General features: G+C 70.9%; 18 protein-coding genes. 4 read left to right on the top strand and 14 right to left on the bottom strand.

The window, feature by feature from the left end; all coding sequences use genetic code 11:
• From STSP_RS29420 to STSP_RS29405, 4 genes are all read right to left on the bottom strand, one after another.
• The coding region (locus STSP_RS29420) for an ABC transporter ATP-binding protein (protein ID WP_232789843.1) at window positions 1–1,058 on the bottom strand (1,058 nt) is incomplete at its 3' end.
• Entirely contained in the window at window positions 1,055–1,906 is an 852-nt protein-coding gene (locus tag STSP_RS29415; protein WP_232789845.1) for an ABC transporter permease, read from the bottom strand. The genes STSP_RS29420 and STSP_RS29415, both read right to left, overlap by 4 nt.
• 32 nt (window positions 1,907–1,938) lie before the next feature.
• Window positions 1,939–2,895 carry an ABC transporter permease gene (locus tag STSP_RS29410; protein ID WP_067284026.1) on the bottom strand — a complete coding sequence of 319 codons (957 nt, stop codon included), beginning with the start codon at window positions 2,893–2,895 and terminating at the stop codon, window positions 1,939–1,941.
• A 104-nt stretch (window positions 2,896–2,999) separates the two neighbouring features.
• Window positions 3,000–4,610, bottom strand: coding sequence for an ABC transporter substrate-binding protein (locus STSP_RS29405; protein WP_067284024.1), 1,611 nt, complete (start codon window positions 4,608–4,610; stop codon window positions 3,000–3,002).
• Window positions 4,611–4,958: 348 nt separating this feature from the next.
• Between STSP_RS29405 and STSP_RS29400 the strand changes: the two genes are divergently transcribed.
• Together STSP_RS29400 and STSP_RS29395 are read left to right on the top strand one after the other, a co-directional pair.
• Window positions 4,959–5,606 carry a hypothetical protein gene (locus tag STSP_RS29400; RefSeq protein WP_067284034.1) on the top strand — a complete coding sequence of 216 codons (648 nt, stop codon included), beginning with the start codon at window positions 4,959–4,961 and terminating at the stop codon, window positions 5,604–5,606.
• 222 nt (window positions 5,607–5,828) lie between these two features.
• The gene (locus STSP_RS29395) at window positions 5,829–6,053 is read left to right on the top strand and encodes a hypothetical protein (protein WP_408646383.1); all 225 of its coding nucleotides are present in this window, start codon (window positions 5,829–5,831) and stop codon (window positions 6,051–6,053) included.
• Window positions 6,054–6,148: 95 nt separating this feature from the next.
• Here STSP_RS29395 and STSP_RS37665 read toward each other — a convergent pair whose 3' ends face one another.
• The gene (locus STSP_RS37665; RefSeq protein ID WP_232789844.1) at window positions 6,149–6,829 is read right to left on the bottom strand and encodes a DUF4232 domain-containing protein; all 681 of its coding nucleotides are present in this window, start codon (window positions 6,827–6,829) and stop codon (window positions 6,149–6,151) included.
• A gap of 157 nt (window positions 6,830–6,986) precedes the next feature.
• On the opposite strand from STSP_RS37665, the gene STSP_RS29380 reads away from it, so the two are divergent.
• A complete protein-coding gene (locus STSP_RS29380) occupies window positions 6,987–8,249 on the top strand; it encodes an acyl-CoA dehydrogenase family protein (protein WP_067284030.1) in 1,263 nt (420 codons plus the stop codon).
• 109 nt (window positions 8,250–8,358) lie between these two features.
• Here the strand turns inward: STSP_RS29380 and STSP_RS29375 are convergent, their stop codons facing one another.
• Entirely contained in the window at window positions 8,359–9,165 is an 807-nt protein-coding gene (locus tag STSP_RS29375; RefSeq protein WP_067284019.1) for a class I SAM-dependent methyltransferase, read from the bottom strand.
• A gap of 261 nt (window positions 9,166–9,426) precedes the next feature.
• Here STSP_RS29375 and STSP_RS29370 point away from each other — a divergent pair, with 261 nt between their 5' ends.
• The gene (locus tag STSP_RS29370; protein ID WP_067284017.1) at window positions 9,427–10,089 is read left to right on the top strand and encodes a hypothetical protein; all 663 of its coding nucleotides are present in this window, start codon (window positions 9,427–9,429) and stop codon (window positions 10,087–10,089) included.
• Between the two features lie 22 nt (window positions 10,090–10,111).
• Here STSP_RS29370 and STSP_RS29365 read toward each other — a convergent pair whose 3' ends face one another.
• From STSP_RS29365 to STSP_RS29330, 8 genes are all read right to left on the bottom strand, one after another.
• Entirely contained in the window at window positions 10,112–11,686 is a 1,575-nt protein-coding gene (locus tag STSP_RS29365; RefSeq protein WP_067284016.1) for an NCS1 family nucleobase:cation symporter-1, read from the bottom strand.
• Window positions 11,687–11,749: 63 nt separating this feature from the next.
• Window positions 11,750–12,775: a TIGR03842 family LLM class F420-dependent oxidoreductase gene (locus STSP_RS29360; protein WP_067284015.1), complete on the bottom strand. Its 1,026-nt coding sequence runs from the start codon at window positions 12,773–12,775 to the stop codon at window positions 11,750–11,752.
• Between the two features lie 37 nt (window positions 12,776–12,812).
• On the bottom strand, window positions 12,813–14,216 hold the full coding sequence (gene hydA, locus STSP_RS29355; protein ID WP_067284014.1) for a dihydropyrimidinase: 1,404 nt from the start codon (window positions 14,214–14,216) through the stop codon (window positions 12,813–12,815).
• A gap of 93 nt (window positions 14,217–14,309) precedes the next feature.
• Window positions 14,310–15,152: a nitrilase-related carbon-nitrogen hydrolase gene (locus STSP_RS29350; RefSeq protein ID WP_067284012.1), complete on the bottom strand. Its 843-nt coding sequence runs from the start codon at window positions 15,150–15,152 to the stop codon at window positions 14,310–14,312.
• Between the two features lie 215 nt (window positions 15,153–15,367).
• The gene (locus STSP_RS29345) at window positions 15,368–16,942 is read right to left on the bottom strand and encodes a PucR family transcriptional regulator (RefSeq protein ID WP_067284011.1); all 1,575 of its coding nucleotides are present in this window, start codon (window positions 16,940–16,942) and stop codon (window positions 15,368–15,370) included.
• Window positions 16,943–16,975: 33 nt separating this feature from the next.
• Window positions 16,976–18,262 carry an aspartate aminotransferase family protein gene (locus STSP_RS29340; RefSeq protein ID WP_067284010.1) on the bottom strand — a complete coding sequence of 429 codons (1,287 nt, stop codon included), beginning with the start codon at window positions 18,260–18,262 and terminating at the stop codon, window positions 16,976–16,978.
• Window positions 18,259–19,101, bottom strand: a complete 843-nt coding sequence (locus STSP_RS29335; protein ID WP_067284009.1) for a nitrilase-related carbon-nitrogen hydrolase — start codon at window positions 19,099–19,101, stop codon at window positions 18,259–18,261. Before STSP_RS29335 ends, STSP_RS29340 begins: the two co-directional genes overlap by 4 nt.
• A gap of 208 nt (window positions 19,102–19,309) precedes the next feature.
• The gene (locus STSP_RS29330) at window positions 19,310–21,022 is read right to left on the bottom strand and encodes a hypothetical protein (protein ID WP_067284008.1); all 1,713 of its coding nucleotides are present in this window, start codon (window positions 21,020–21,022) and stop codon (window positions 19,310–19,312) included.
• Window positions 21,023–21,377: the final 355 nt, after the last annotated feature.

Raw genomic sequence — 21,377 nt, 5'->3', positions numbered from 1 at the left:
ACCGGGTGCTCGCGGACCGCCCCGCCCTGCCCGGGCGCCGAGCCCGCCCGGACATCCGCGCCCGGCCCGACTCCCGCATCCGGCCCGACACCAGCGCCCTGACCTGACCCCGCACCCTGACCGGCACCCGCACCCGGCCCGACTCCAACGCCCTGACCGGCTCCCGCGCCCGGCCCGACTCCCCCGCCCGGCCTGAGCACCGCGCCAAGCAGGCCCCGGGTGTACGGGTGCCGTGGCGCCGCGAACAGCTCATGCACCGGGGCCTGTTCCACGGGCCGTCCCGCGTACATCACGAGGACCCGGTCGGCGATGTCCGCCACCACCCCCAGATCATGGGTGATGAGCACGACGGCGGTGCCGAGGCGTTCCCGCAGGGACTGCAGGACCTCGAGGATGCCCGCCTGGACGGTGACGTCGAGGGCGGTCGTCGGCTCGTCGGCGATGAGCACGGCCGGGTCGCAGGCGACGCCGATGGCGATCATTACGCGCTGCCGCATGCCGCCGCTGAGCTGGTGCGGGTACTCGTCGATGCGCTGCCGGGGCGCCGGGATGCCCACCAGGTCCAGGAGTTCGACGGCACGCGCGCGTGCCTGCTTCTTCGTCAGGCCCTGGTGGCGGCGTAGCACCTCGCCGATCTGCCGTCCGATGGTGAGGACCGGGTTCAGCGAGGTCATCGGCTCCTGGAAGATCATCGCGATGTCCTTGCCGCGGATCCGCCCGAGCTCCTTCTCGTCGGCGCCGGCGAGCTCGCGTCCGGCGAGCCGGACCGATCCGGTGATGTGCGCCGTGGGCGGCAGCAGTCCGGTCACGGCCATCGCGGCGACGGACTTGCCGCACCCCGACTCGCCCACCACGGCCAGTACCTCACCGGCCGCGAGGTCGTACGACAGGTGGTCGACGGCGTGCACGTTACGCGTGCCGGACCGGAAGGACACCGACAGGTCCCGCACGCTCAGCACGGGGGCTTCCGGCACCACGGCCGCGGCGGTGGCGCTGGCGCCACCGGCAGGCGCCCCAGCGGTGCTGTCCGGGGTCTCGGGGATGCCAGAGGCGCTCATCGGGTGCCTCCACGGGGATCGAGGACGTCGCGCAGCCCGTCGCCGAGCAGGTTGAACGCGAGGGTCGCCGCGACGATGGCGAGGCCGGGGAACACGGCCATCCAGGGCGCGGGCGCGAGGAATGCCTGGGCGCTCGACAGCATCACGCCGAGCGAGGGGTCGGGCGGCTGCACGCCGAGGCCCAGGAAGCTGAGCATGGCCTCGCCGATGATCGCGGTCGGAATGCCGACGGTCGCCTGGACGATGAGCGCTGAGGTCGCGTTGGGCAGGATGTGGCGCAGCAGCACGGTCCCGTCGCCTCCGCCGTTGGCGACGGCCGCCGCCACGTAGTCGGCGTGGGCCAGGCGCAGCGTCTCCGCGCGGGTGATCCTGATGACCGCCGGTATCTGCGAGATGCCGATCGCGATGGTCGCGTTGGTGAGGGAGGGCCCGAGGACGGCGGCGAGTCCGACGGCCAGCACCAGGAAGGGGAAGGCGAGCAGGGTGTCGGTGAGCCGCGAGACGGCGCTGTCCGCCGCCTTCCCGTAGTAGCCCGCGAGCAGGCCGAGGGGTACGCCGACGAGGAACGCGAGCAGCACCGCAAGCAGGCCCACCTGCATGGAGGCGCGCGCCCCGTAGATGACCCGGGAGAGCTGGTCGCGGCCGAGGTCGTCGGTGCCGAGCCAGTGCGCCCAGCCGGGTGCGGACAGTGCGTTGTCGAAGTCGGGTTGGGCGGGGTCGTAGGGCGCGACGAGCGGCGCGAAGAGGGCGGCGAGGACGAACACGGCGGCGATCACCCCACCGGCCATCGCAAGCCTGTTCGCCCGGAGGGCGCGCAGCTTGGCGCTGCCGGCTCCCCTGGCCCTCATTGCCCGTATCGCTGTCACGACGGCTGCCGTGGTCATCGGGCTGCACCTCCGAGCCGGATACGCGGGTCGATGACCGAATAGGCCACGTCGACCAGCAGGTTGATCAGGATGTAGGCGGCGGAGGTGCACAGCACCACGCCCTGCAGGGTCGCGTAGTCGCGGGTGAAGACGGCGTCGATGGTGAGCTTGCCGAAGCCGGGGAGGACGAAGATCTGCTCGGTGACGACCGCCCCGGAGATCAGGTGCCCGAGCTGCAGGCCGAGCACGGTCACCACGGTGACCAGGGAATTCCTGAGCGCGTGTCCACCGATGACCTCGCGCCGGGACAGTCCCTTGGCCCGCGCGGTCCGTATGTAGTCGGCGGAGAGCGAGTCGAGCATGGCCGCCCTGGTCTGCCGCATGACGACGGCCGCGAGGCCCGAACCCAGCACGACGGCTGGGAGCACCATGCGGCGCAGGTTGTCGAGCGGGTCCGTGCCGAACGGTACGTAGCCGGAGGCGGCGAAGACGGGGAAGGCGATGGCGAAGGCGAGGACCAGCACGATGCCCAGCCAAAAGCTGGGAACGGACAGCCCGAGCAGCGCCACGGCGTTGGCGAGCCATTCCTCGGGCCTGCCGCGCCGGACGGCCGCGACGACACCGGCGCCGATGCCGAGCACGACCGCGAACAGCAGGGACAGCGCCGCGAGTTCCAGGGTCACGGGCAGTGCTTCGGCGATGGCGTCGGAGACGGGCAGCCCGGTGCGTGACGAGGTGCCGAGGTCTCCGGTGAGGGCGTGTGCGATGAACCGTCCGTACTGGATCACGATGTTGTCGTCGAGTCCGTACTCGGCGCGGATCGCGGCGAGCGCCTCGGGGCTGCGTTCCTCTCCCGCGAGCGCGAGCGCCGGGTCGCCGGGGAGGGCCCGGATGCCGGCGAAGACGACCACGGAGACGAGGAAGAGCGTGATGACGGACTGGCGCAGGCGCCTCAGCAGATACGCGGCCATGGGGTTCCGGGGAGCACGGAGCTTCAGGGCGGCCGGGAGCCCCGGGCGCCTCGTGGCCTTCGGAGGCTCGGCGGAAGGTGCGGACTCGGCGGGCTGTGTGAGCGTCATCGCGCGTACCCCGCGTTCTTCACCCGGACCAGGCCGTCACCGTAGACGCGGAGGCCCGCCACGTCCTTCCGGGCGACGACGTAGTTCTTCTGCCGGTAGAGGTAGATGAGGGCGTGCTGGTCGTTGACGCGGCGCGTCAACTCGCCGTAGATGCGTGCACGTTCGGCCGGGTCGGCTTCGGTCCGCCCGCGGTCGATGAGGTCGTCGATCTTCGGGTCGGACAGTCCGTAGGTATTCATGGCACCCTGGGTCTTCAGGAAGCTGGCGGTGTTGCCGTCCGGGTCGAGCCGCCCCGACCAGCCGCTGAGGTAGGCGTCGTAGTCACCGGAGTCGGTCTCTTCGAGGAGCGTGGCGTACTCGGTCGGGCGCAGGCTGACGTCGAATCCGGCCTCATTGGTCATGGCCTGGACGACCTGGCCGAGGCGGCTGTGCTCGGGCGTCGTGGAGACCTTGAGCTCGAGCCGCACCGGGGTCTTCACGCCCGCCTCCTTCAGCAGCCGCTTCGCCTCGGTCACGTCCCTCTCGGGGCACTGCGATGCCGTGACGCCGGGTGCGATGGTGGATTCGGGCGAGATCGGGCCGCAGGCCGGTTCGTACATGCCCTGGAAGACGACCTTGTTGATCAGGCGGCGGTCGATGGCGAGCTCGAAGGCGGCACGCACGCGTGCGTCGCGCGCGAGGGGGGTGTCGATACGGCCGGGCTTCTCGCCGAGGCCCTTGACGTTGCCGACGTTGAGGCCGAGGCCCTGGTAGCCGAGCGAGGGGGAGTTGAAGAGCTGGAGTTCCGGCTCGGTCAGGGCGCTCCGGACGTCGACGGGGGTCATCTGGTCGCCTATCTGGATGTCGCCGGAGCGCAGATTGGCGAGGCGCACGTTGCCGTCGGGGATCGGCCGGTAGACCACCTTGTCGAGGTGGACGTCGCCGGCGTCGTAGTACTTGGGGTCCTTGACCAGCACGATGCGGTCGCCGCCGACGCGCTCCACGAAGCGGAAGGGGCCCACGCACGACGGGTGGTTGGTGAAGTTCTTGCCGTACGTCTTGAGGGCCTTCGGCGACATCACCATGCCGGAGCGGTCCGCGAGGACGGCGGTGAGCGGGACGTACGGCTGCTTGAGGGTGAGCTTCACCTCGTACGGGCCGGTGGCCACGGCGCTGTCGAGCGGGGCGAGTTCGGTGGCGCGTGCGGAACCGGGCAGGTCGCGGTGGCGCAGCAGCGAGGTCACGACGGCGGCGGCGTCGAGCTTCGTGCCGTCGCTGAACCGCGCGTCCTTGCGGACGCTGAAGGTGACCGTACGGCCGTCGGGCGAGGTCTTGGGCAGGGCGGTGGCGAGCTGGGGGACGACCGTGCCCTTCTGGTCGACGTCGTAGAGCTTCTCGCACATGCCCGCGAAGACCGTGCGGCCCACCAGGGTCTGCGCGAGCGAGGGATCGAGCTTGTCGGGATCGGCGTTGAGCGCGACGGTGAGGGTGCCTCCGTCGCGTACGGGGCGGTCGTCGGCCATGCGCTCCCCGCCGACCTCGGTCGCCGAGGACTGCAGGGAGCCGCAGCCCGCCGTTGTGGACAACACCAGGACGACTGCCGTCAGGGCAACGGCTGTTCGGCGCACGAGGAGAGACCTCCGACAGGGGGATGCGGCGATCGGGAATACCGCAGAACGTATTTCGCATACATTCGGCGATCAAGGGGTGAGGGCCGCTGGCATGCGGGAACCGTGTGAAGTTTGAATGTCGGGGCCCGACATAAGGGTGCACGCTACACACATCGCTCCACCGGTGGCGCACTGACAAGGCGCCGGAGCGCGGGGAGCGCCGCCGCCCGGTGCGCGTGGCGGCGCGCGTGGCGGCGTGCATGGCGGCATGCGTGGTGGCGTGCGCTTCAGGTTCGGCGACGCGCAGGCCGCCGAATGCGTCGCGTTGCCGCGCGTACCGACCAGGCGGATGGCACGATGGCCGCCATGACCACCGGGCCCGCCTTCCGCCTCGCGCGCTCCGCGATCTTCGCGGCGGTGTGTGTGGCGACCACCGGCCTGGGCCATGCGCTGATGTCCGGCGACACGTTGCCGGGCCGGGCCGTCGGGTCTGCGTTCGCCGCCGTCGTCCTCGCCGCGTGGTTCCTGACCGGCCGCGAACGCGGGGCTGCCGTGGTGAGCGGAGCGACCGTGGTCACCCAGATCGCGCTGCACCTGGCCTTCACCCTGTCCTCGTCGTCGTCCTCTTCGGCGATGGCAGGCCTTGGAGTCATGGCGCAGACGCACCACTTGCACCACGACATGGACCCGGCGTCGACGGCGTCGGGTCACCTGCACATGGCGTTCGGCCACGGCACGTCCCTCGGGATGGTGCTTGCCCACGCCCTCGCCGGGCTGCTGTGCGGAGTGTGGCTGTGGCGGGGGGAGGCCGCGGCGTTCCGCCTCGGCCGGGCCCTGACGGTGTTCCTCTTCGCTCCGCTGGAGCTGGCCGCAAGCGTGTTCACGGCCACGTCGGTCGGCCAGGCTCCCGCCTCCGTACGGCCGTTCCCCCGCGCCGGCCACCGACTGCGCCGACTGCTGCTGCAACACGCCGTCTCGCGGAGGGGCCCGCCGGTACGTCCGGTCTGCGTCTGACACCACCCGCCCCGGCCACGGCCGGTGACGCGGTGACCCGTGAAGCGGTGACCGTCGACCGGTGAAGCGTTGACGTACCTGAGTACCGGCGCGTGTTCGCCGCCCGCCGAAACGGACTCGTGCCCGCGCACCGGTTCCGTCCGCTCACGAACGACCGTTTGCGATGAGCCCTGCCCTCGGATGCCCCATCCACACCCCCAGAACCGACACGGAGGTTGAACCATGACAGCCATTAACGACATCAGCGGCCTTGAGCCGATCGCCGCGTTCTGCGGCAACTGCAACTGCGGCTGCCCGCAGCTGTACGTCGACCCGAACGCTCCCGCCGATCGCCGAGTCGTCCTCACGGACGACTTCGGGCAGCGCGTGCAGATGAGCGCGGACCAGTTCGGCTCGCTGGTCGACGAGGCCAAATCGGGCGCGCTGGACGGCGTACTGAAGGCCTGACAGGCCTGAACGGAACGGCGCGGCGGTGTGCTGCGAAGCTCACCGCCGCGCCGCGGCGCCCGCCCCGACAGGTGTGAGGTGTCGGCAGCGGGTGATCAGTCCTCGGCCATGTGCCAGGCCGTCGTGCCGAGTTCTCCCTCAGGCCCGATGTCCAGGTGCTCGGTCAGCCGTACGGTCGCGGGGTCGTCGCCCGCCGCGGGTGCGATCCGCAGAAACATGCCGGTCCCGGCTCCCATGCGCCAGACCAGGTTCGTCTGCGCCGACTCGCCGGGGTCCAGGGTCAGCGGCGCGGGTTCCGGGGCGTCCGGTGGAGCCATGGGGATGGAGTCGGTTCCCTGGACGGTCTTCACCCCGTCCATGACCGTGCCGTTCTCGTCCAGGACTCGGACGGACGGATAGCCGTTCAGAAGGAACGGCTGCTCACCGCAGTTGGTGAGTGTCACCGTCTGGGCACGCAGTCCCATGGCGGCGTTCACCGGGCCCGCCCAGATCCGCACACCCGAGGCGGGACAGGCCGACTCGTCCTGGACGGACCCACCCGGGGACGGCGTCCACCCCGGCGGCCGTGCCGGGACGGGCGACCCTACCGGGGCGGTCGGCGCGGACGAGGTCACGGACGGCTCGGGCCTGCGCTCGGGATTCCGCTCGCGCTCCAGCTCGGCCGACAGACCGCACCCGCTCGCCGCGATCGCCGACAGAGCGGTGACGACGGCGAACAGGACCGGTCGTATCCGCATCCCCTCGTACCCCCGTATCGCGGTCACGCGCTGATCCATCGCAGCCACGCGCCGATCCATCGCAGTCACCCGCCCATCACCAAAGGCACGCGCAGATCATCGCACGCGTCTTCGATCGGAGCGGCCGAACCGCGATCGCCGAAGTGACCGACGATCGCCTTGTCCGGGCCGGATCCCCCGGGCGACCGTGAAGAGCATGAGCGTCGCCGACCGTACGCACATTCCCGTACCCGAACCCGACCTGACCGAGGCGGAGTTGGTCGAACGGGCCGTGGCACTGCGGCCTGTCCTGCTGGAACGCCAGGAGGAGACCGAGCGACTGACCCACTATCCATCTGCCACCCACGAGGACTTCCTGCGGGCCGGCTTCTACCGCACCCTGCAGCCGCGCCGCTACGGCGGCTACGAGTTCGGCCTGCCCACCTTCTACCGCGTCGTCGTCGAGATCTCGCGCGGCTGCCCGTCGGCGGGCTGGGCGCTGTCCCTGGTCTCCGCCCATGTGCTGCAGGTCGCCTCGCTGTTCGGCGAGGAGGTGCAGACGGAGGTCTTCGGCGCGGACGGCGAGTTCCGTGCCGCGTCCACCGTCATGCCGATCGGTGTCGCCCAGCCGGACGGCGACGACCACTACGTCGTCGACGGCACCTGGCCGTACTCCTCGGGCGCGCCCTACTCCACGCACTACGTCGGCCAGACCCTGCTCGCCCCCGAGAAGGAGGGCGATCCTCCGGGCCCCATGCTGCTCTTCGTGGCGCCGCGGTCCGCGTGGACCGTGCTCGACGACTGGCACGGCACGCTCGGCCTGCGTGGCACCGGCTCCAACAGCATCCGCATCGACCGCGGCCGGATCCCCGCCCGCCTGACGCTTCCGGCGAGCCTGCTCGACCTGCCCGTCGAGGGCGGCACCCCCGGTTCCCGGCTGCACGGAAACCCCCTGTACGCGGGTCGGGCGGTCAGCTTCTTCCACGGCGAGCTGGCCTCCTTCATGGTGGGCACCGCCTACGCGGCCGCCGACGAGTACGCGGCGATCATCTCGAGCCGTCCCCTTGCCACCGACCCGGAGCGCACCCGCGCGGACCTGCCCGACTACCAGCGTTACCTGGGCCAGGCGCTCGCCAAGATCTCCACGGCGGAGGCGGCCGTGCGCAGTGCGGCCGAGGAGTACATGGAGGTCTGCCGGCGCAACACCTCGGGCGAGGCCCCCTTCACCATGGCCGAGGACGACCGGCTCGCGGCCGTGTTCCTCACCGCAGCACAGCTCGCCTGGGAGGCGCTCCACGACATCCTCTACCGGACGGCCGGCTCCCAGCACGCCCGCGACGGAGCCCGCATGCAGCGGTACTTCCGCGACGGGGCGACCTATCTGAGCCATGTCGCGCCGAACATGGCCGATCCGCTGGCCCAGCGCATCGGCTCGGCCCGCGTGGGCCTGCCGTTCGACCACATACCCCTGGTGAGGTGACCCGCGGCCTTCTTGGGGCAACGGCGTCGGTCACGACCAGACCTCATGGCCGGCAGCGGTGCAGCTCGGGGACGCACTCACGATCCCTCGCCGCGAGACGCCTCCCCTGTCATGCGCGCCGCCCCACGCTCACCAGATGGCCGCTGATGCCCAGCAGGGTGGGTTCCGACTCGATGCGCCGCGTCGCCGCGAGTACGGCTTCGCGGCGGTCCTCGTCGTCCAGCCACTCCTCGACGCCGCCCATCAGCCAGGCGGCGCCCTCCAGGCCGTACTGCCCCACGGGCACGAGCCCCGCGTCGGTGAACTCGCCCGGGACCTCGGCCGGGTCGGCGAAGTAGGCGGTGGTGAAGAGCGCGTCCTCGCCGCCGGCGCCGTGCCGTCCGTCGGTGGCGTATGCGTCGGTGCGGGCGCGGTGGAGCGGGTGGAAGTAACGCTCCTCACGGAGCACGTCGTGCAGGCCCGCATAGCGGTTGATGGTGGCGGCGGCCACAAGGCCGCCGGGACGGACGGCCCGCCGGGCCTCGGCGAGTGCGCACACCCGATCCGCGCGCTCCGGCAGGTGGTAGAGGGGGCCGAGCAGCAGCACCACGTCGTAGGCGTCATCGTCGGCGGGCAGTTGGCGCGCGTCTCCGAAGCGGGCGCTGACGCCCGGCAGCCGGTCCGCCTGCTCCACATGGAGCGGCACGGGGTCGATCAGGTCGACCGCGTACCCGTCGCGGGCCAGCCACTCCGCGTGGACGCCGCTGCCACCGCCGACGTCGAGGACGCGCGCGGGAGGTTCGGGAAGGTGCCGCCGCAGCACTTCCTGGGTGCGCCAGAACTCGAGTCGGCCGACGCCCCGTCTGAGACGTGTGTCCTCTTTGCCCTGGGCGTAGTAGGCGAGGATCTCTTCGCGTACGGAGGGCGGTTGCGTCATGGCACCAGGCTGCTGAACAGGCGCGAAGGCACGCAACTGGTTTCGCGGGCCGTGCAGCGCGGGCCGTGCCCGTCCGCCGCACGGTTCAAGCGACGCTCGGCACGATGCCGAGCACGGGACAAACGGGACGCCCTTGTCGCCGCACACACAGTCGCCCTGTCGCCGCACACAGACTCGTGTGAAACTGTCGTCGCGTCCGCAGTGTGGGCCGAGCCCTCGGTGCGGTCGCCCCGTCTGCCACCGACCCCCGAGAAGTGACCCGTGCGTCCTCTTCCTCTGCCGCTCACTCTCACGGCGCGCCTGCTGCCGGTCGTGATCCTCGCCGTCACGGGCTGGGCCTGGACGTCCGACCCCGGCGCCTCGTCCGCCGAACGCACCGACGCGTCGTCGGGCTCCGGAGCGACGCCCTCGGCGTCGGCGACCGCGGTGGCGGTGCAGACGTACCGCACGTCTCCCGCACCCTGCGACAGCATGTCGGACAAAACAATCAAGTCGCTTGTTCCGGGCGCCAAGACGGCGGGCAAGGAGCTCGCCTCGACCGACAAGTCGGTGCGCCGCACCTGTGCGTGGAACGCGCTCAAGGGCTACGACTACCGCTGGCTCGACGTCACCTTCGAGATCAAGGACGACGACGCGGCGGCCCAGAAGGCCTACAAGCAGCGCATCGCCGAGAAGAGCGGCGGAGGGGCGGTCCCCGGTCTCGGCGACACGGCCTACTCCGTCGTGAACCTCACCACCGAGGACAAGCAGGAGACCCGCGAGGGGGTGGTGATCGTCAGCGCGTCCAACGCACTGGTGGTCGTCACCTACAACGGCAGCGACTTCGAGACGAAGAAGGCGCCCAGTACGGACGAGATCAACAAGGGTGCCATCAAAGCGGCCAAGGACGCGGTGGCCGCGCTGGAGGACGGCCGGCAGAACTGACCGTCCTCCACGACGGAATGCCTCACACGTCGGCCCGCTCCCGTCCGCGCCCGGCCATCAGCATCACGTACAGCACCAGCGCCGACGCCAGACCGATCGCCCAGCCGTAGTCCGCGAGGGGCTTGAGGAACGGGATCAGGCCGTCCACCGGGAAGGGCCCCTGCTTCACGCCCTGCGCGTCGACGGTGGAGTAGGACCCGCCGACCGCCAGCACGCCGCCGATCGCGAAGGCCACGATCGCGCGCCAGTTGAAGCCGGACGCGTACCAGTACCGGCCCTCGCTCTTGTAGAGATCGGCGAGGTGCAGGACCGTGCGGCGCACGATCCAGTAGTCGGCGATGAGGATGCCCGCCACCGTGCCGAGGAGACCGCCGACCACACCGAGCCAGGTGAAGATGTAGAACTCGGGCGTCGAGATCAGCTTCCACGGGAAGATCAGCACACCGATGACGCCGGTGATCAGCGCGCCCGTACGGAAGTTGATGAGCTTCGGGGCGAGGTTGGCCAGGTCGTACGCCGGGGAGACCACGTTGGCCGCGATGTTCACCGAGATGGTGGCGACCAGCACGGTGATGAGCGCGAAGAGCAGGCCGAAGACGTTGTCGGCCTTGGCGGCCAGCGTCACCGGGTCCCAGATCGCCTCGCCGTACACCGCCTCCGAACCGGAGGTGACCAGCACCGCGAGGACCGCGAACAGCGTCATGGTGGTGGGCAGACCCAGGGACTGGCCCCAGATCTGGGCGCGCTGGCCGGCGCCGAAGCGGGTGAAGTCGGGGATGTTCAGCGACAGGGTGGACCAGAAGCCGATCATGCCCATGAGCGAGGGGAAGAAGACCGGCCAGAAGTCGGCGCCCCAGCCCAGCTTCGACGGCTGGTCGAGCAGGTGGCCGAAGCCGTCCGCCTTGACGGCGATCCAGATCAGCAGCACGAACGCGCCGGCGATGACGAACGGTGCTGCCCAGTTCTCGAAGTGCCGCAGGAAGTCCATGCCCCGGTAGATGATGGCGATCTGCAGGGCCCAGAAGAGGATGAAGCAGAGCCACAGCGGCCACGGGTTGCCCGCGATCTGCCCGGCCTTCTCCCACTCGCCGCCGGTGAGCTTGGAGCCGAGGGCGAAGATGCCGCTGCCGCCGATCCACGTCTGGATGCCGAACCAGCCGCAGGCGACCCCGGCCCGGATCAGCGCCGGGATGTTGGCGCCGCGCACACCGAAGGATGCGCGGGCGAGGACCGGGAACGGGATGCCGTACTTCGGGCCCGCATGCCCCGTGGCCAGCATCGGCAGCAGCACGATGATGTTGGCCAGGGCGATCGTGAAGACCGCCTGCTTCCAGTCCATGCCGAGGGCCACCAGACCGGACGCCAGGGTCCAGCTGGGAATGCAGTGGGCCATCGAGATCCACAGGGCGGCGAAGTTGTACGTCGTCCACTTTCGCTCGGCCAGCGGGACAGGGCGCAGGTCGTCGTTGGCGAAGGGGCTGTTCTCGGGGTAGGCGCCGGGGCTTATCTCTACGCGGCCGTCGGCGGCCGTGATCTGCGAGGCCGCATACTGCGCGGCGTGCTGTGGCGGCGGACCCGTGGGGACGGTTTCGGTCATGAGCAGGCCAATCAGTGAAGGGGTGTAGGGAGAGGCCGTGCGGGAGTAGGGCGGGCTACAGGGTCACCCGGCGCGAAGCGCCGGAATGACCGCAGACCCATACGCATCGATGACGCGTTCCTGCGCATCATGCATGTCGTACACCGCGAACTGATCGACCCCCAGCTCCCGAAGCGCCTTCATCTTCTCGACGTGCTTCTCGACCGGTCCGATCACACAGAACCGGTCGACGATCTCGTCGGGGACGAACGCGGTGTCGGGGTTGTCGGCCCGACCGTGGTGCGAGTAGTCGTAGCCTTCGCGGGCCTTGATGTAGTCGGTCAGTTCGTGCGGCACCATGCCGGAGTCCGAGCCGTACTTGGACACGAGGTCGGCGACGTGGTTGCCGACCATGCCGCCGAACCAGCGGCACTGGTCGCGGGCGTGGGCAAGCGCCTCCGGGGAGTCGTCCTCGGTGACGTACGCGGGTGCGGCGACGCAGATCGTGACGTCGGACGGGTCGCGACCGGCCGCGACGGCCGCGTCCTTGACCGCCTTCACCATCCACTCGGTGAGGAACGGGTCGGCGAGCTGCAGGATGAAGCCGTCGGCCTCCTCACCGGTCATCTTGAGCGCCTTCGGGCCGTACGCGGCCATCCATACGGGAAGGTGTGCGTCCTCCTTCGCCCAGGGGAACCTGATGACCGTGCCGCCGCCCAGGTCGGCCTCCTGGCCGGACCCCAGTGCCCGGATCACCTTCATCGCCTCGCTGATCCGGGCCAGGGTGTTCGGCTTGCGGCCCGCCACGCGCATCGCGGAGTCGCCGCGGCCGATGCCGCACACGGTGCGGTTGCCGTACATGTCGTTGAGGGTCGCGAAGGTGGAGGCGGTGACCTCCCAGGTGCGGGTGCCGGGGTTGGTGACCATCGGGCCGACGGTCAGCTTCTGGGTGTTGGCGAGGATCTGGCTGTAGATGACGAAGGGCTCCTGCCACAGCACGCAGGAGTCGAAGGTCCAGCCGTAGGTGAAGCCGTTGCGCTCGGCGCGCTTCATCAGGCTGATGACGCGGGAAGCAGGGGGGTCGGTCTGCAGGACGAGTCCGAAGTCCATGGGCGGCACTCCTTGGTGCGCAGTGTGCTCAGTGTGCTCAGGTGAGGTACTGACAGGTGGAGCGGGGGGTGTAGACGCCGTGTCCGGCACGTCCGGTGAACTCCCGCTCGGTGATGACGAGTTCGCCCCGGGACAGCACGGTCTCGACGCGTCCGGTGATCCGTTTGCCCTCGTACGCCGAGTAGTCGACGTTCATGTGGTGCGTCTCGGCGGAGACGATCTGCTCGGCATGCGGGTCGTAGATGACGACGTCCGCGTCCGCGCCCGGCGCGATCGTGCCCTTCTTCGGATAGAGGCCGAACATCCGGGCCGGAGTCGCGCAGGCGATCTCGATCCAGCGCCGACGCGTGATGTGGCCGTCGACGACGGCCTGGTGGAGCAGGTCCATACGGTTCTCGACGCCCGGCAGACCGTTGGGGATCTTGGAGAAGTCGCCGCGGCCGAGCTCCTTCTGGCCGACGAAGCAGAACGGGCAGTGGTCGGTGGAGACGACCTGGAGGTCGTTCGTCCTGAGGCCCCGCCACAGGTACTTCTGGTGCTCCTTGGGCCGCAGCGGCGTGGAACACACGTACTTGGAGCCCTCGAAGTCGGGCTCCGCGAGGTTGTCCGTGGACAGGAACAAGTACTGCGGGCAGGTCTCACCGAACACGTTCAGGCCCTCGTCGCGCGCCTTGGCCAGCTCGGCGACCGCCTCCATGGCCGAGACGTGCACGACGTACAGCGGGGCACCCGCGACCTGCGCGAGCTTGATGGCGCGGTGGGTGGCCTCGGCCTCGAGGAGCGCCTTGCGGACCTCGCCGTGGTAGCGCGGATCCGTCTCGCCCCGGGCCAAGGCCTGCTGCACCAGCACGTCGATCGCGATGCCGTTCTCGGCGTGCATCATGATCAGCCCGCCGTTCTCGGCGGAGCGCTGCATGGCCCGCAGGATCTGGCCGTCGTCGCTGTAGAAGACACCCGGGTACGCCATGAACTGCTTGAAGGAGGTCACGCCCTCCTCCACCAGCAGATCCATCTCCTTCAACGTGTCGTCGTTCACGTCGGAGACGATCATGTGGAAGCCGTAGTCGATCGCGCAGTTGCCGTCGGCCTTCGCGTACCAGGTGTCGAGCCCCTCGCGCAGGGAGTGGCCGACGCTCTGCACCGCGAAGTCGATGATCGTGGTGGTGCCGCCCCAGGCGGCGGCCCGGGTGCCGGTCTCGAACGTGTCGGAGGCGAAGGTGCCGCCGAACGGCAGCTCCATGTGGGTGTGCGCGTCGACGCCGCCCGGGATGACGTACTTCCCGGTGGCGTCGATGGTGCGGTCGGCCGTCCAGGCCTCGGCGGCCGGGGTTCCGTGGGCGGCGAGGGCGGCGATGCGGCCGTCCTCGATCAGGACATCGGCATGGATCTCGTCGGCGGCGGTGATGACGAGGCCACCGCGGACGACGGTACGGCTGCTCATGATCGATCCCTCGTTTCCTCGTAGGGAAGCTGGTCCCGCGGGCCCGGTACCCCGAAGACCGGGCCCGCGGAGTGCACATCGCTCAGGACCTGCTCACGGCGCGGTCAGCGGCGTGTACGCGCCCGGGGCCCGGTCGCGGTAGAACTGCCAGCGGTCGCGGACCTCGCGGAGCTTGGCCATGTCCAGGTCGCGGACCACGAGTTCGGTGTCCTTGTCGCTGGCGACCTCCCCGACGAACTGCGCCTCCGGGTCCACGAAGTACGAGGTCCCGTAGAAGTCGTTGTCGCCCAGCTCCTCCACGCCCACGCGGTTGATCGCGCCCACGAAGTACTCGTTGGCGACGGCCGCGGCCGGCTGCTCCAGCTGCCACAGGTATGCGGACAGGCCGCGCGAGGTGGCCGACGGGTTGAAGACGATCTCGGCGCCCGCGAGACCCAGCGCGCGCCAGCCCTCCGGGAAGTGCCGGTCGTAGCAGATGTACACGCCGATCTTGCCCGCCGCCGTCTCGAAGACGGGCCAGTCGGAGTGGCCCGGACGGAAGTAGAACTTCTCCCAGAAGCCCTGGACCTGCGGGATGTGCGTCTTGCGGTACTTGCCGAGGTACGAGCCGTCGGCGTCGATCACCGCCGCGGTGTTGTAGAGGACGCCGGGCTGCTCCTCCTCGTACATCGGCAGGATCAGGACGATGCCCAGCTCCCTGGCGAGCACCTGGAACCGCTTCACGATCGGGCCGTCCGGGATCTGCTCGGCGTACTCGTAGAACTTCTTGTCCTGGACCTGGCAGAAGTACGGCCCGTAGAACAGCTCCTGGAAGCACAGGACCTGTGCGCCCTGCGCGGCTGCGTCGCGGGCCGCCTGCTCGTGGACCTGGATCATCGACTCCTTGTCGCCGGTCCAGGCGGTCTGGAAGACGGCGGCGCGGACCACTCTGCTCATCGGGACCTCCGGTCGCTCGGTGTGCCGTGAGCCTAGAAAGCCCGGCGAGCGCCTCGGAGTTGCACCGTGTCACGTCTGCGGCGGGATGGCGTTCCACCGTGTCACCCGTGTTCAGGCCGTCGACCCCCGCCTGTTCCGGACGCTTTGCCGTGCTGTTTCCGCCGTGTGCCGCCGCCCTGTTTCCACCGTGTGCCGCCGCGCTGTGTGCCATGGCGTCACCTCCGCTGGGCGTCGTGCGCGAGCAGCGCGATGTGGAGGGACGCGGCCTGCTCGAAGTCGTCGAGGTCGACGCCGAGCCGGGCCTCGATGGCCTCCAGCCTGCGGTACAGAGCGGGCCTGCTGACGTGGTGGAGCTGGGCGGTCAGCGACTTGTTGCGCCCGGTCGCGAGATACGTCCGCAGCACGGGCAGCAGGTCCGGGTCGCCGTCTCCGCCGCCGCAGAGCAGCCCGTCGAGCTCGCGCTCCGCGAAGGCCTGCACGTGCGGGTCGTCCCGCAGCAGCCGGACGAGTCCGCGCAGCCGCACGTCGCGCAGCCGCACCAGGACGGGGAGGTCCTGGTCGACGGGCGTGTCCGCGGTGGCCTCGGCGACGTGCAGCGCCTCGCGCAGTCCGGCGGGCACGTCCTCCCAGGCGGTACGGGGCGCTGCCGCGGCGACGACCGGGCGGCTCCCGCCGCCGGTGCGCAGGCGGGCGGCGAAGTGCACGGCCAGGGCGTCGGCGTCCTGGTCGCGGGCGAGGCTCAGCAGCACGGCGGTGAACCCGTCGGCCAGCTCGGCGACCAGCCCGGGCATCCCCAACAGCCGGAGAACACGGCCCAGTCGGCCGGAGTCGCCGTCCCGTACCACCAGCGGCACGAAGGTGCGCCGGTTGACCGGCAGCCCGGCGGCGCGCGCCCGGGGCAGCAGCTGGCGGGCCGGTACGACGCCGGAGAGCACGTCGGTCAGCAGGCTCTGCGCGGACTGCTCCTCCCAGGCGGCGACGGTGCCGCCGAGCAGGCGGTGCAGGACGAGGGCCTCGGCGCCGCGGTCGGCGAGCAGCCGGCCGGTCTCGATGTCGCCTCGGTAGCCGCACAGCATCAGCCGGCCCCACTGCTCGCCGCGTCCGCCAATGTCGGCGCGGATCCAGCCGTCGCCCTCGTTGCCGCCCGCCTGGCGCGCTATGCGCTCCCAGTCGCGCAGCACGTCGTCCACCGCGGACCGCTCCCCCGCCGTGGCGAGGACGCGGTGGGCGAGGTTGGTGAGGACGACGGGGCAGGCGCTGTGACCTGCGATCTCGTCGAGCAGCCGCTGCAGCGGGGCGCCAGACGTGATGAGTCCGGTCAGTGCGGTGCGCACGGCCTCGGAGAGACTTACGGCCGCGAACTTCCGCCGTACCAGGCGGGACTGCACCTCCTCGGTGAGCTCCGCGAACGGGAAAGGCCGGTGCAGCACCACCATCGGCATCCCGCACCGCTCGGCGGCCCGCCGCATGGACTCGGGCGGGGCGGGGAAGGCCCGGCCGAGTCCGAGGACGACGGCCGCGGCCTCGGCGCGGTCCAGCGACCGGATGTACTCGGTCTGGATCCGGGCGTCCCCCGCGAGCAGCACACCCGTCGTCAGCACCATCTCGCCGCCGTTGAGCATCACGCCGACGTCGGCGGCCTCGGCGACGTGCACCCAGCGCACCGGCCGGTCGAGCTGCCCGGCCCCCGCGACCACCTCCGGCTCCCCCGCCGCGACCCGCTCCAGGGCGAGGATCTGGCGTACGGACAGGGCCGGTTCGGGAGCCGGGACGGCGGTGGTGACGGTCATGGCGACCCCTCCATGCGGCCAGGGGGTGTCTTGCTAACAGACGCTGCGCAGGGCCCGTTCGAGGATCGCGGCGCCTTCTTCCGCCTCCGCGACGGTGAGCGAGAGCGGCGGGGCGATACGCAGCACGCTGGTGCTGTGGCCCCCGCCCTTGCCGATGAGCAGCCCGCCCGCGCGGGCCTCCTCGAGCACGGCGGCGGCCGCCTCCAGGTTCGCCTCGTCGGTGCCGGGCTTCACCAGCTCGATGCCGATCATCAGGCCGCGGCCGCGCACCTCGCGTACGACGGGCAGCTGGGCGCAGATGCCGCGCAGCCGCTCGATGAGCAGGCCGCCGACGCGCCGGGCGTTGCCCTGGAGGTCGTGCTCCAGGAGGTACGCGAGGTTGGCGAGGCCCGCGGCCATGGTGACCGGCGAGCCGCCGAAGGTCGAGATGGAGTTGGCGTCCAGGGAGTTCATGACCTCGGCGCGGGCCACGACGCCGCCGATGGACATGCCGTTGCCGATGCCCTTGGCGAAGGTGAGGATGTCGGGCGGCCCGGCCTGCCCGTGGGCCTGCCAGCCCCAGAAGTGGTCGCCCGTGCGGCCCCAGCCGGTCTGCACCTCGTCGGCGATCCACAGGATGCCGTGGCGCTGCAGGACCTGGCGGAAGGCCGCGTAGAGCCCGTCGGGCGGGGACGTGAAGCCGCCGACGCCCTGGATGGGTTCGGCGATCAGCGCGGCCACTCCCCCACGGGTCTGCCCGAGCATGTCCTCCAGGTCGGCGACGCAGGCGGCGATGAACTCGTCGTCGCTCAGCTGCGCGAACGGCCCGCGACCGCGGACACCGCCTTGGACGTAGAGGGTCCCCAGCGGCGAGAGGCTGGTCGGGGACCAGCCGCGGTTGCCGGTGATGCCGATCGAGCTGAACGAGCGGCCGTGGTAGCTGTTGCGCATCGCCAGGATCTGGTTGGAGCGGCGGTACGTGGTGGCCAGCAGCAGGGCCGTGTCGTTGGCCTCCGTGCCCGATGTGGTGAAGAAGACGCGGGCGTCGGGGATGCCGGAGAGGGCCGCGATGCGCTCGGCGAGCTCGATCATCGGCCGGTTGAGATAGAGCGTCGAGGAGTGGATGATCCGCCCGGCCTGCTCGCTGACGGCCTTGGTGACCTCGGGCAGCGCGTGCGCGGTCATCGTGGTGAGGATGCCGCCGAAGAAGTCGAGGTACTTGTTGCCCTCGGCGTCCCAGACGTGCCGGCCCTCGCCGTGCGTGATCTCGATCGGGTCGTCGTAGTAGAGGGCCAGCCAGTCGGGGAGGACGGCGCGGTGGCGGTCGTAGAGGTCTTTCACGGCTGTACCAGTCCTTCGTACGCGTCGGGTCGGCGGTCCCGGTAGAACGCCCACTGGTTGCGTACCTCGTCGATCAGGTCGAAGTCGAGATCGCGGACGACGAGTTCCTCGGTCTTGTCGCTCGCGGTCTCGCCGACGAACTGGCCGCGCGGGTCGACGAAGTAGCTCGTCCCGTAGAAGTCGTTGTCGCCGTACTCCTCCTGGCCGACGCGGTTGATCGCGGCGATGAAGTACTCGTTGGCGACGGCGGCCGCGGGCTGCTCCAGCTGCCACAGATACGCCGACAAGCCGCGCGATGTGGCCGAGGGGTTGTAGACCAGCTGGGCGCCGTTCAGCCCGAGCTGCCGCCAGCCCTCCGGGAAGTGCCGGTCGTAGCAGATATAGACGCCGACCTTGCCCACCGCCGTGTCGAAGACGGGCCAGCCGAGGTTCCCCGGCTTGAAGTAGTACTTCTCCCAGAAGCCCTTGACCTGCGGGATGTGGTGCTTGCGGTACTTGCCGAGATACGAGCCGTCGGCGTCGATCACCGCCGCGGTGTTGAAGTAGAACCCTGACTGCTCCACCTCGAAGACCGGGACGACGATCACCATGCCGGTCTCGCGCGCGAGGTCCTGCATACGACGCACCGTGGGGCCGTCCGGCACGGGCTCGGCCCAGCGGTAGTGCTCGGCCTCCTGCACCTGGCAGAAATAGGGGGCGTTGAAGACCTCCTGGAACCCGATGATCTTGGCCCCTTGGCGGGCCGCATCCCGTGCGTGCTCCTCATGCTTGGCGATCATGGATTTGGTGTCGCCGGTCCAGGTCGCCTGGACCAGTGCGGCGCGTACGACGTTGGCCATGAGCTGCTCCTTCGACGGGAACGTCAGAGAGCCTCTACGCCCGTAGAAACAGGGTGTAGAGGCCGAAAGTAAGCCGCGTCGGGGAGCTGGGCAAGACCATAGCCGTTAACCCGCTGAGTCGATCATGTTTCGCACCCGAGCGGGTGAGACATGGGCGGGCCGAGGGCGATCCCTGTGCGCGTGCCCGAACACGTGCGTGCTTACGCGCTCACGCGCTCAGTCCGGCCACCCGGAGTGCGTGCAGGAGGTCCCAGTGCCGCTCGTCGGACACTCCCCGGGCCGCGTCCAGGAGCAGCGGCACCAGCCGCTCCGGATCGCTCCCGGCGCTGCGGGCCGCCTCCTCGGGGGTGCGGACCCGGACGTACGCGTCGAGCAGGACGTGGGCCGCGCGGTGCCGGCCCTCGTCGACGAGCCCGATGACGGCGTCGCCGATCTCCCGGGCGGGCCGCACCACGCCCTGGCGCAGGATCTGGTCGCTGTCCGAGGTGCGGCCCGCGGCGGACAGGGCGTCCGCCGCGGCGACGAGCCGGTCGGGCGGCAGTGACGCGGTCTCCCACAGCAGCGTGGCCCAGTCGGCGCCGAGTCCGGCGTGGTGCAGCTCGGCGGCGAGCAGCGGGAAGCAGGCGGCCGGCCAGTACGCGGCCTCGACGAGCATGGCGTGGGCCTCTCCGCTGCGGCCCTCCGCCCGCAGCCGCACCAGTTTCTCGACGGCGCCCGAGACGGCACGGCGCGCCTCGGCGTCGAGCGGCTGGGCCTGCTGCGCATGTTCTGAGTCCTGGGCGGCTCCGGCGAACCGGGCGCCGCGGGGATTCCCGTCGGTCGCCGCCGGTGCGGGCATCACCGGCAGGGGCATCGCGGGCGCGGCGGCGGCCTCCGGCTCCGCCTCGATCCCGGCGAACCGGGCGCTGCCGCGTCGGCGTTTGGCACGGTTCGCGGCTTTGCGGTTCTCGGCTTTGCGGGGACCGGCTTCGCGCGGTGCGAACTCGCTGCCGTTCTCGGCTTGCCCGGCCTCGGAGGGGCGGTTCGCGGATGGGCGAACAGAGTCGTCCTGCCCGGTGTCATCCCCGGGAGTTGTACGGCCGTTCCCGGCGGCCCCAGCGGCGTAAGGCCCTGCGGACGCGGAACCGCCGTCACCGGCGCCGGGACCGTATCCGCCGGCGGCCGCTCGGTCCGGGGCCGCGGACGCGTAGGCACCCGCGGACGGGCCGACCGCCGAAGACCCGCCGAACGGGGACTCCTCGCCCTCCGGGCGGAACCAGTCGTCGGGGGCGATGGTCCGGCCTGCGGCGACCGAAGGGCCCGCACCACCCGGCCGCGCGGGCCCCGCCGGGCTCTCCGGTGCGGCCGACGGGTCGACGGGCGCCGCCGGCCCCGGCACCTGGCCGTCCGGGGTGAAGGACTCTGCGCCACTCCACAGGCGGTCCAGCGTGGCCATCCGGGAGCGTAGTTCGGCGCAGCGCGCGGTCGCGCGCTCGTGGTCGTCGCGCGCCCAGGCGAGGTCGAGCCGGAGGCCCTCGGCCTCATCCGGCGACGTGGCCTCGTGCAGCAGCCTGCCCAGCTCCGCCTGACGCTCTGCGGCGTACCGCTGCTCCCTGAGCATGACGTCGAGCCGGTCGCCGAGCGCCTCACGGCCGCCGGGCCTGGCGTCGTATGCGGCGAGTGACGCGGCGTGCAGGCTGCGCGCCTGTACGGTCTCCGGGCCGGCGACCCAGTCGCCGCGCTCCGCGGCGAGGTCCTGGATCAGGGACTCCACGACATCCCAGGGCGGCACCTCCCGGCCGTCCAGGCAGGCCTGCATTCCCTCGGGGTCGCGCTGCCAGAACACGCCGCACCAGCCGGCGTCCTGATCGAGCTGCGTCACGAGCCTTCTCAGGTAGGCCGCGAACTCCCGAACGTGACCCGGGAGTTGTTCCACTGTCATCGAAGCCCGCCCGTATCAGACTGGAGTCTTCCGGTCCGCTAGGAAACACCCGCCGTGTTACAGGAGCGCTACGAGCACTTTGCAGTGCCGCCGCAATGCGCTCCGCGCGGGCTGGGGGGTGGCTGTGCGGTGCGGCTGCGCGGGGCGCGTTGTTCCACCCCGCCGGGGTGCGGGTACTGGGCCAGGGCGCCCGCCGTCGTGGGTTGTGCCCACCCTCCCCCAGCTACCGCTGGGAGGTGCCCCCAGCCCTGCGGAACGATTGCCCACAACGGTGACGGTCGCCCCCCCCGGCCGGTAGCCGCCCGCGTACCGAAGGGGACGTGGCGGGATGTGCGCCCGCAGCGGCTGGCGCAAC

The organism is Streptomyces jeddahensis (genome assembly GCF_001642995.1).
Classification (GTDB): Bacteria; Actinomycetota; Actinomycetes; order Streptomycetales; family Streptomycetaceae; genus Streptomyces; species Streptomyces jeddahensis.
Note: the sequence above shows the minus strand (reverse complement) of the source record. Positions and strands in the feature narration are given on the sequence as shown.

Bases quoted from the DNA above. Each gene is read 5' to 3' on its own strand.
- STSP_RS29415 (WP_232789845.1), bottom strand. From the start codon at position 1,906: ATGAGGGCCAGGGGAGCCGGCAGCGCCAAGCTGCGCGCCCTCCGGGCG.
- STSP_RS29410 (WP_067284026.1), bottom strand. From the start codon at position 2,895: ATGGCCGCGTATCTGCTGAGGCGCCTGCGCCAGTCCGTCATCACGCTC.
- STSP_RS29400 (WP_067284034.1), top strand. From the start codon at position 4,959: ATGACCACCGGGCCCGCCTTCCGCCTCGCGCGCTCCGCGATCTTCGCG.
- STSP_RS29395 (WP_408646383.1), top strand. From the start codon at position 5,829: ATGACAGCCATTAACGACATCAGCGGCCTTGAGCCGATCGCCGCGTTC.
- STSP_RS37665 (WP_232789844.1), bottom strand. From the start codon at position 6,829: ATGGATCAGCGCGTGACCGCGATACGGGGGTACGAGGGGATGCGGATA.
- STSP_RS29380 (WP_067284030.1), top strand. From the start codon at position 6,987: ATGAGCGTCGCCGACCGTACGCACATTCCCGTACCCGAACCCGACCTG.
- STSP_RS29375 (WP_067284019.1), bottom strand. From the start codon at position 9,165: ATGACGCAACCGCCCTCCGTACGCGAAGAGATCCTCGCCTACTACGCC.
- STSP_RS29365 (WP_067284016.1), bottom strand. From the start codon at position 11,686: ATGACCGAAACCGTCCCCACGGGTCCGCCGCCACAGCACGCCGCGCAG.
- STSP_RS29360 (WP_067284015.1), bottom strand. From the start codon at position 12,775: ATGGACTTCGGACTCGTCCTGCAGACCGACCCCCCTGCTTCCCGCGTC.
- hydA (WP_067284014.1), bottom strand. From the start codon at position 14,216: ATGAGCAGCCGTACCGTCGTCCGCGGTGGCCTCGTCATCACCGCCGCC.
- STSP_RS29350 (WP_067284012.1), bottom strand. From the start codon at position 15,152: ATGAGCAGAGTGGTCCGCGCCGCCGTCTTCCAGACCGCCTGGACCGGC.
- STSP_RS29345 (WP_067284011.1), bottom strand. From the start codon at position 16,942: ATGACCGTCACCACCGCCGTCCCGGCTCCCGAACCGGCCCTGTCCGTA.
- STSP_RS29335 (WP_067284009.1), bottom strand. From the start codon at position 19,101: ATGGCCAACGTCGTACGCGCCGCACTGGTCCAGGCGACCTGGACCGGC.
- STSP_RS29330 (WP_067284008.1), bottom strand. From the start codon at position 21,022: ATGACAGTGGAACAACTCCCGGGTCACGTTCGGGAGTTCGCGGCCTAC.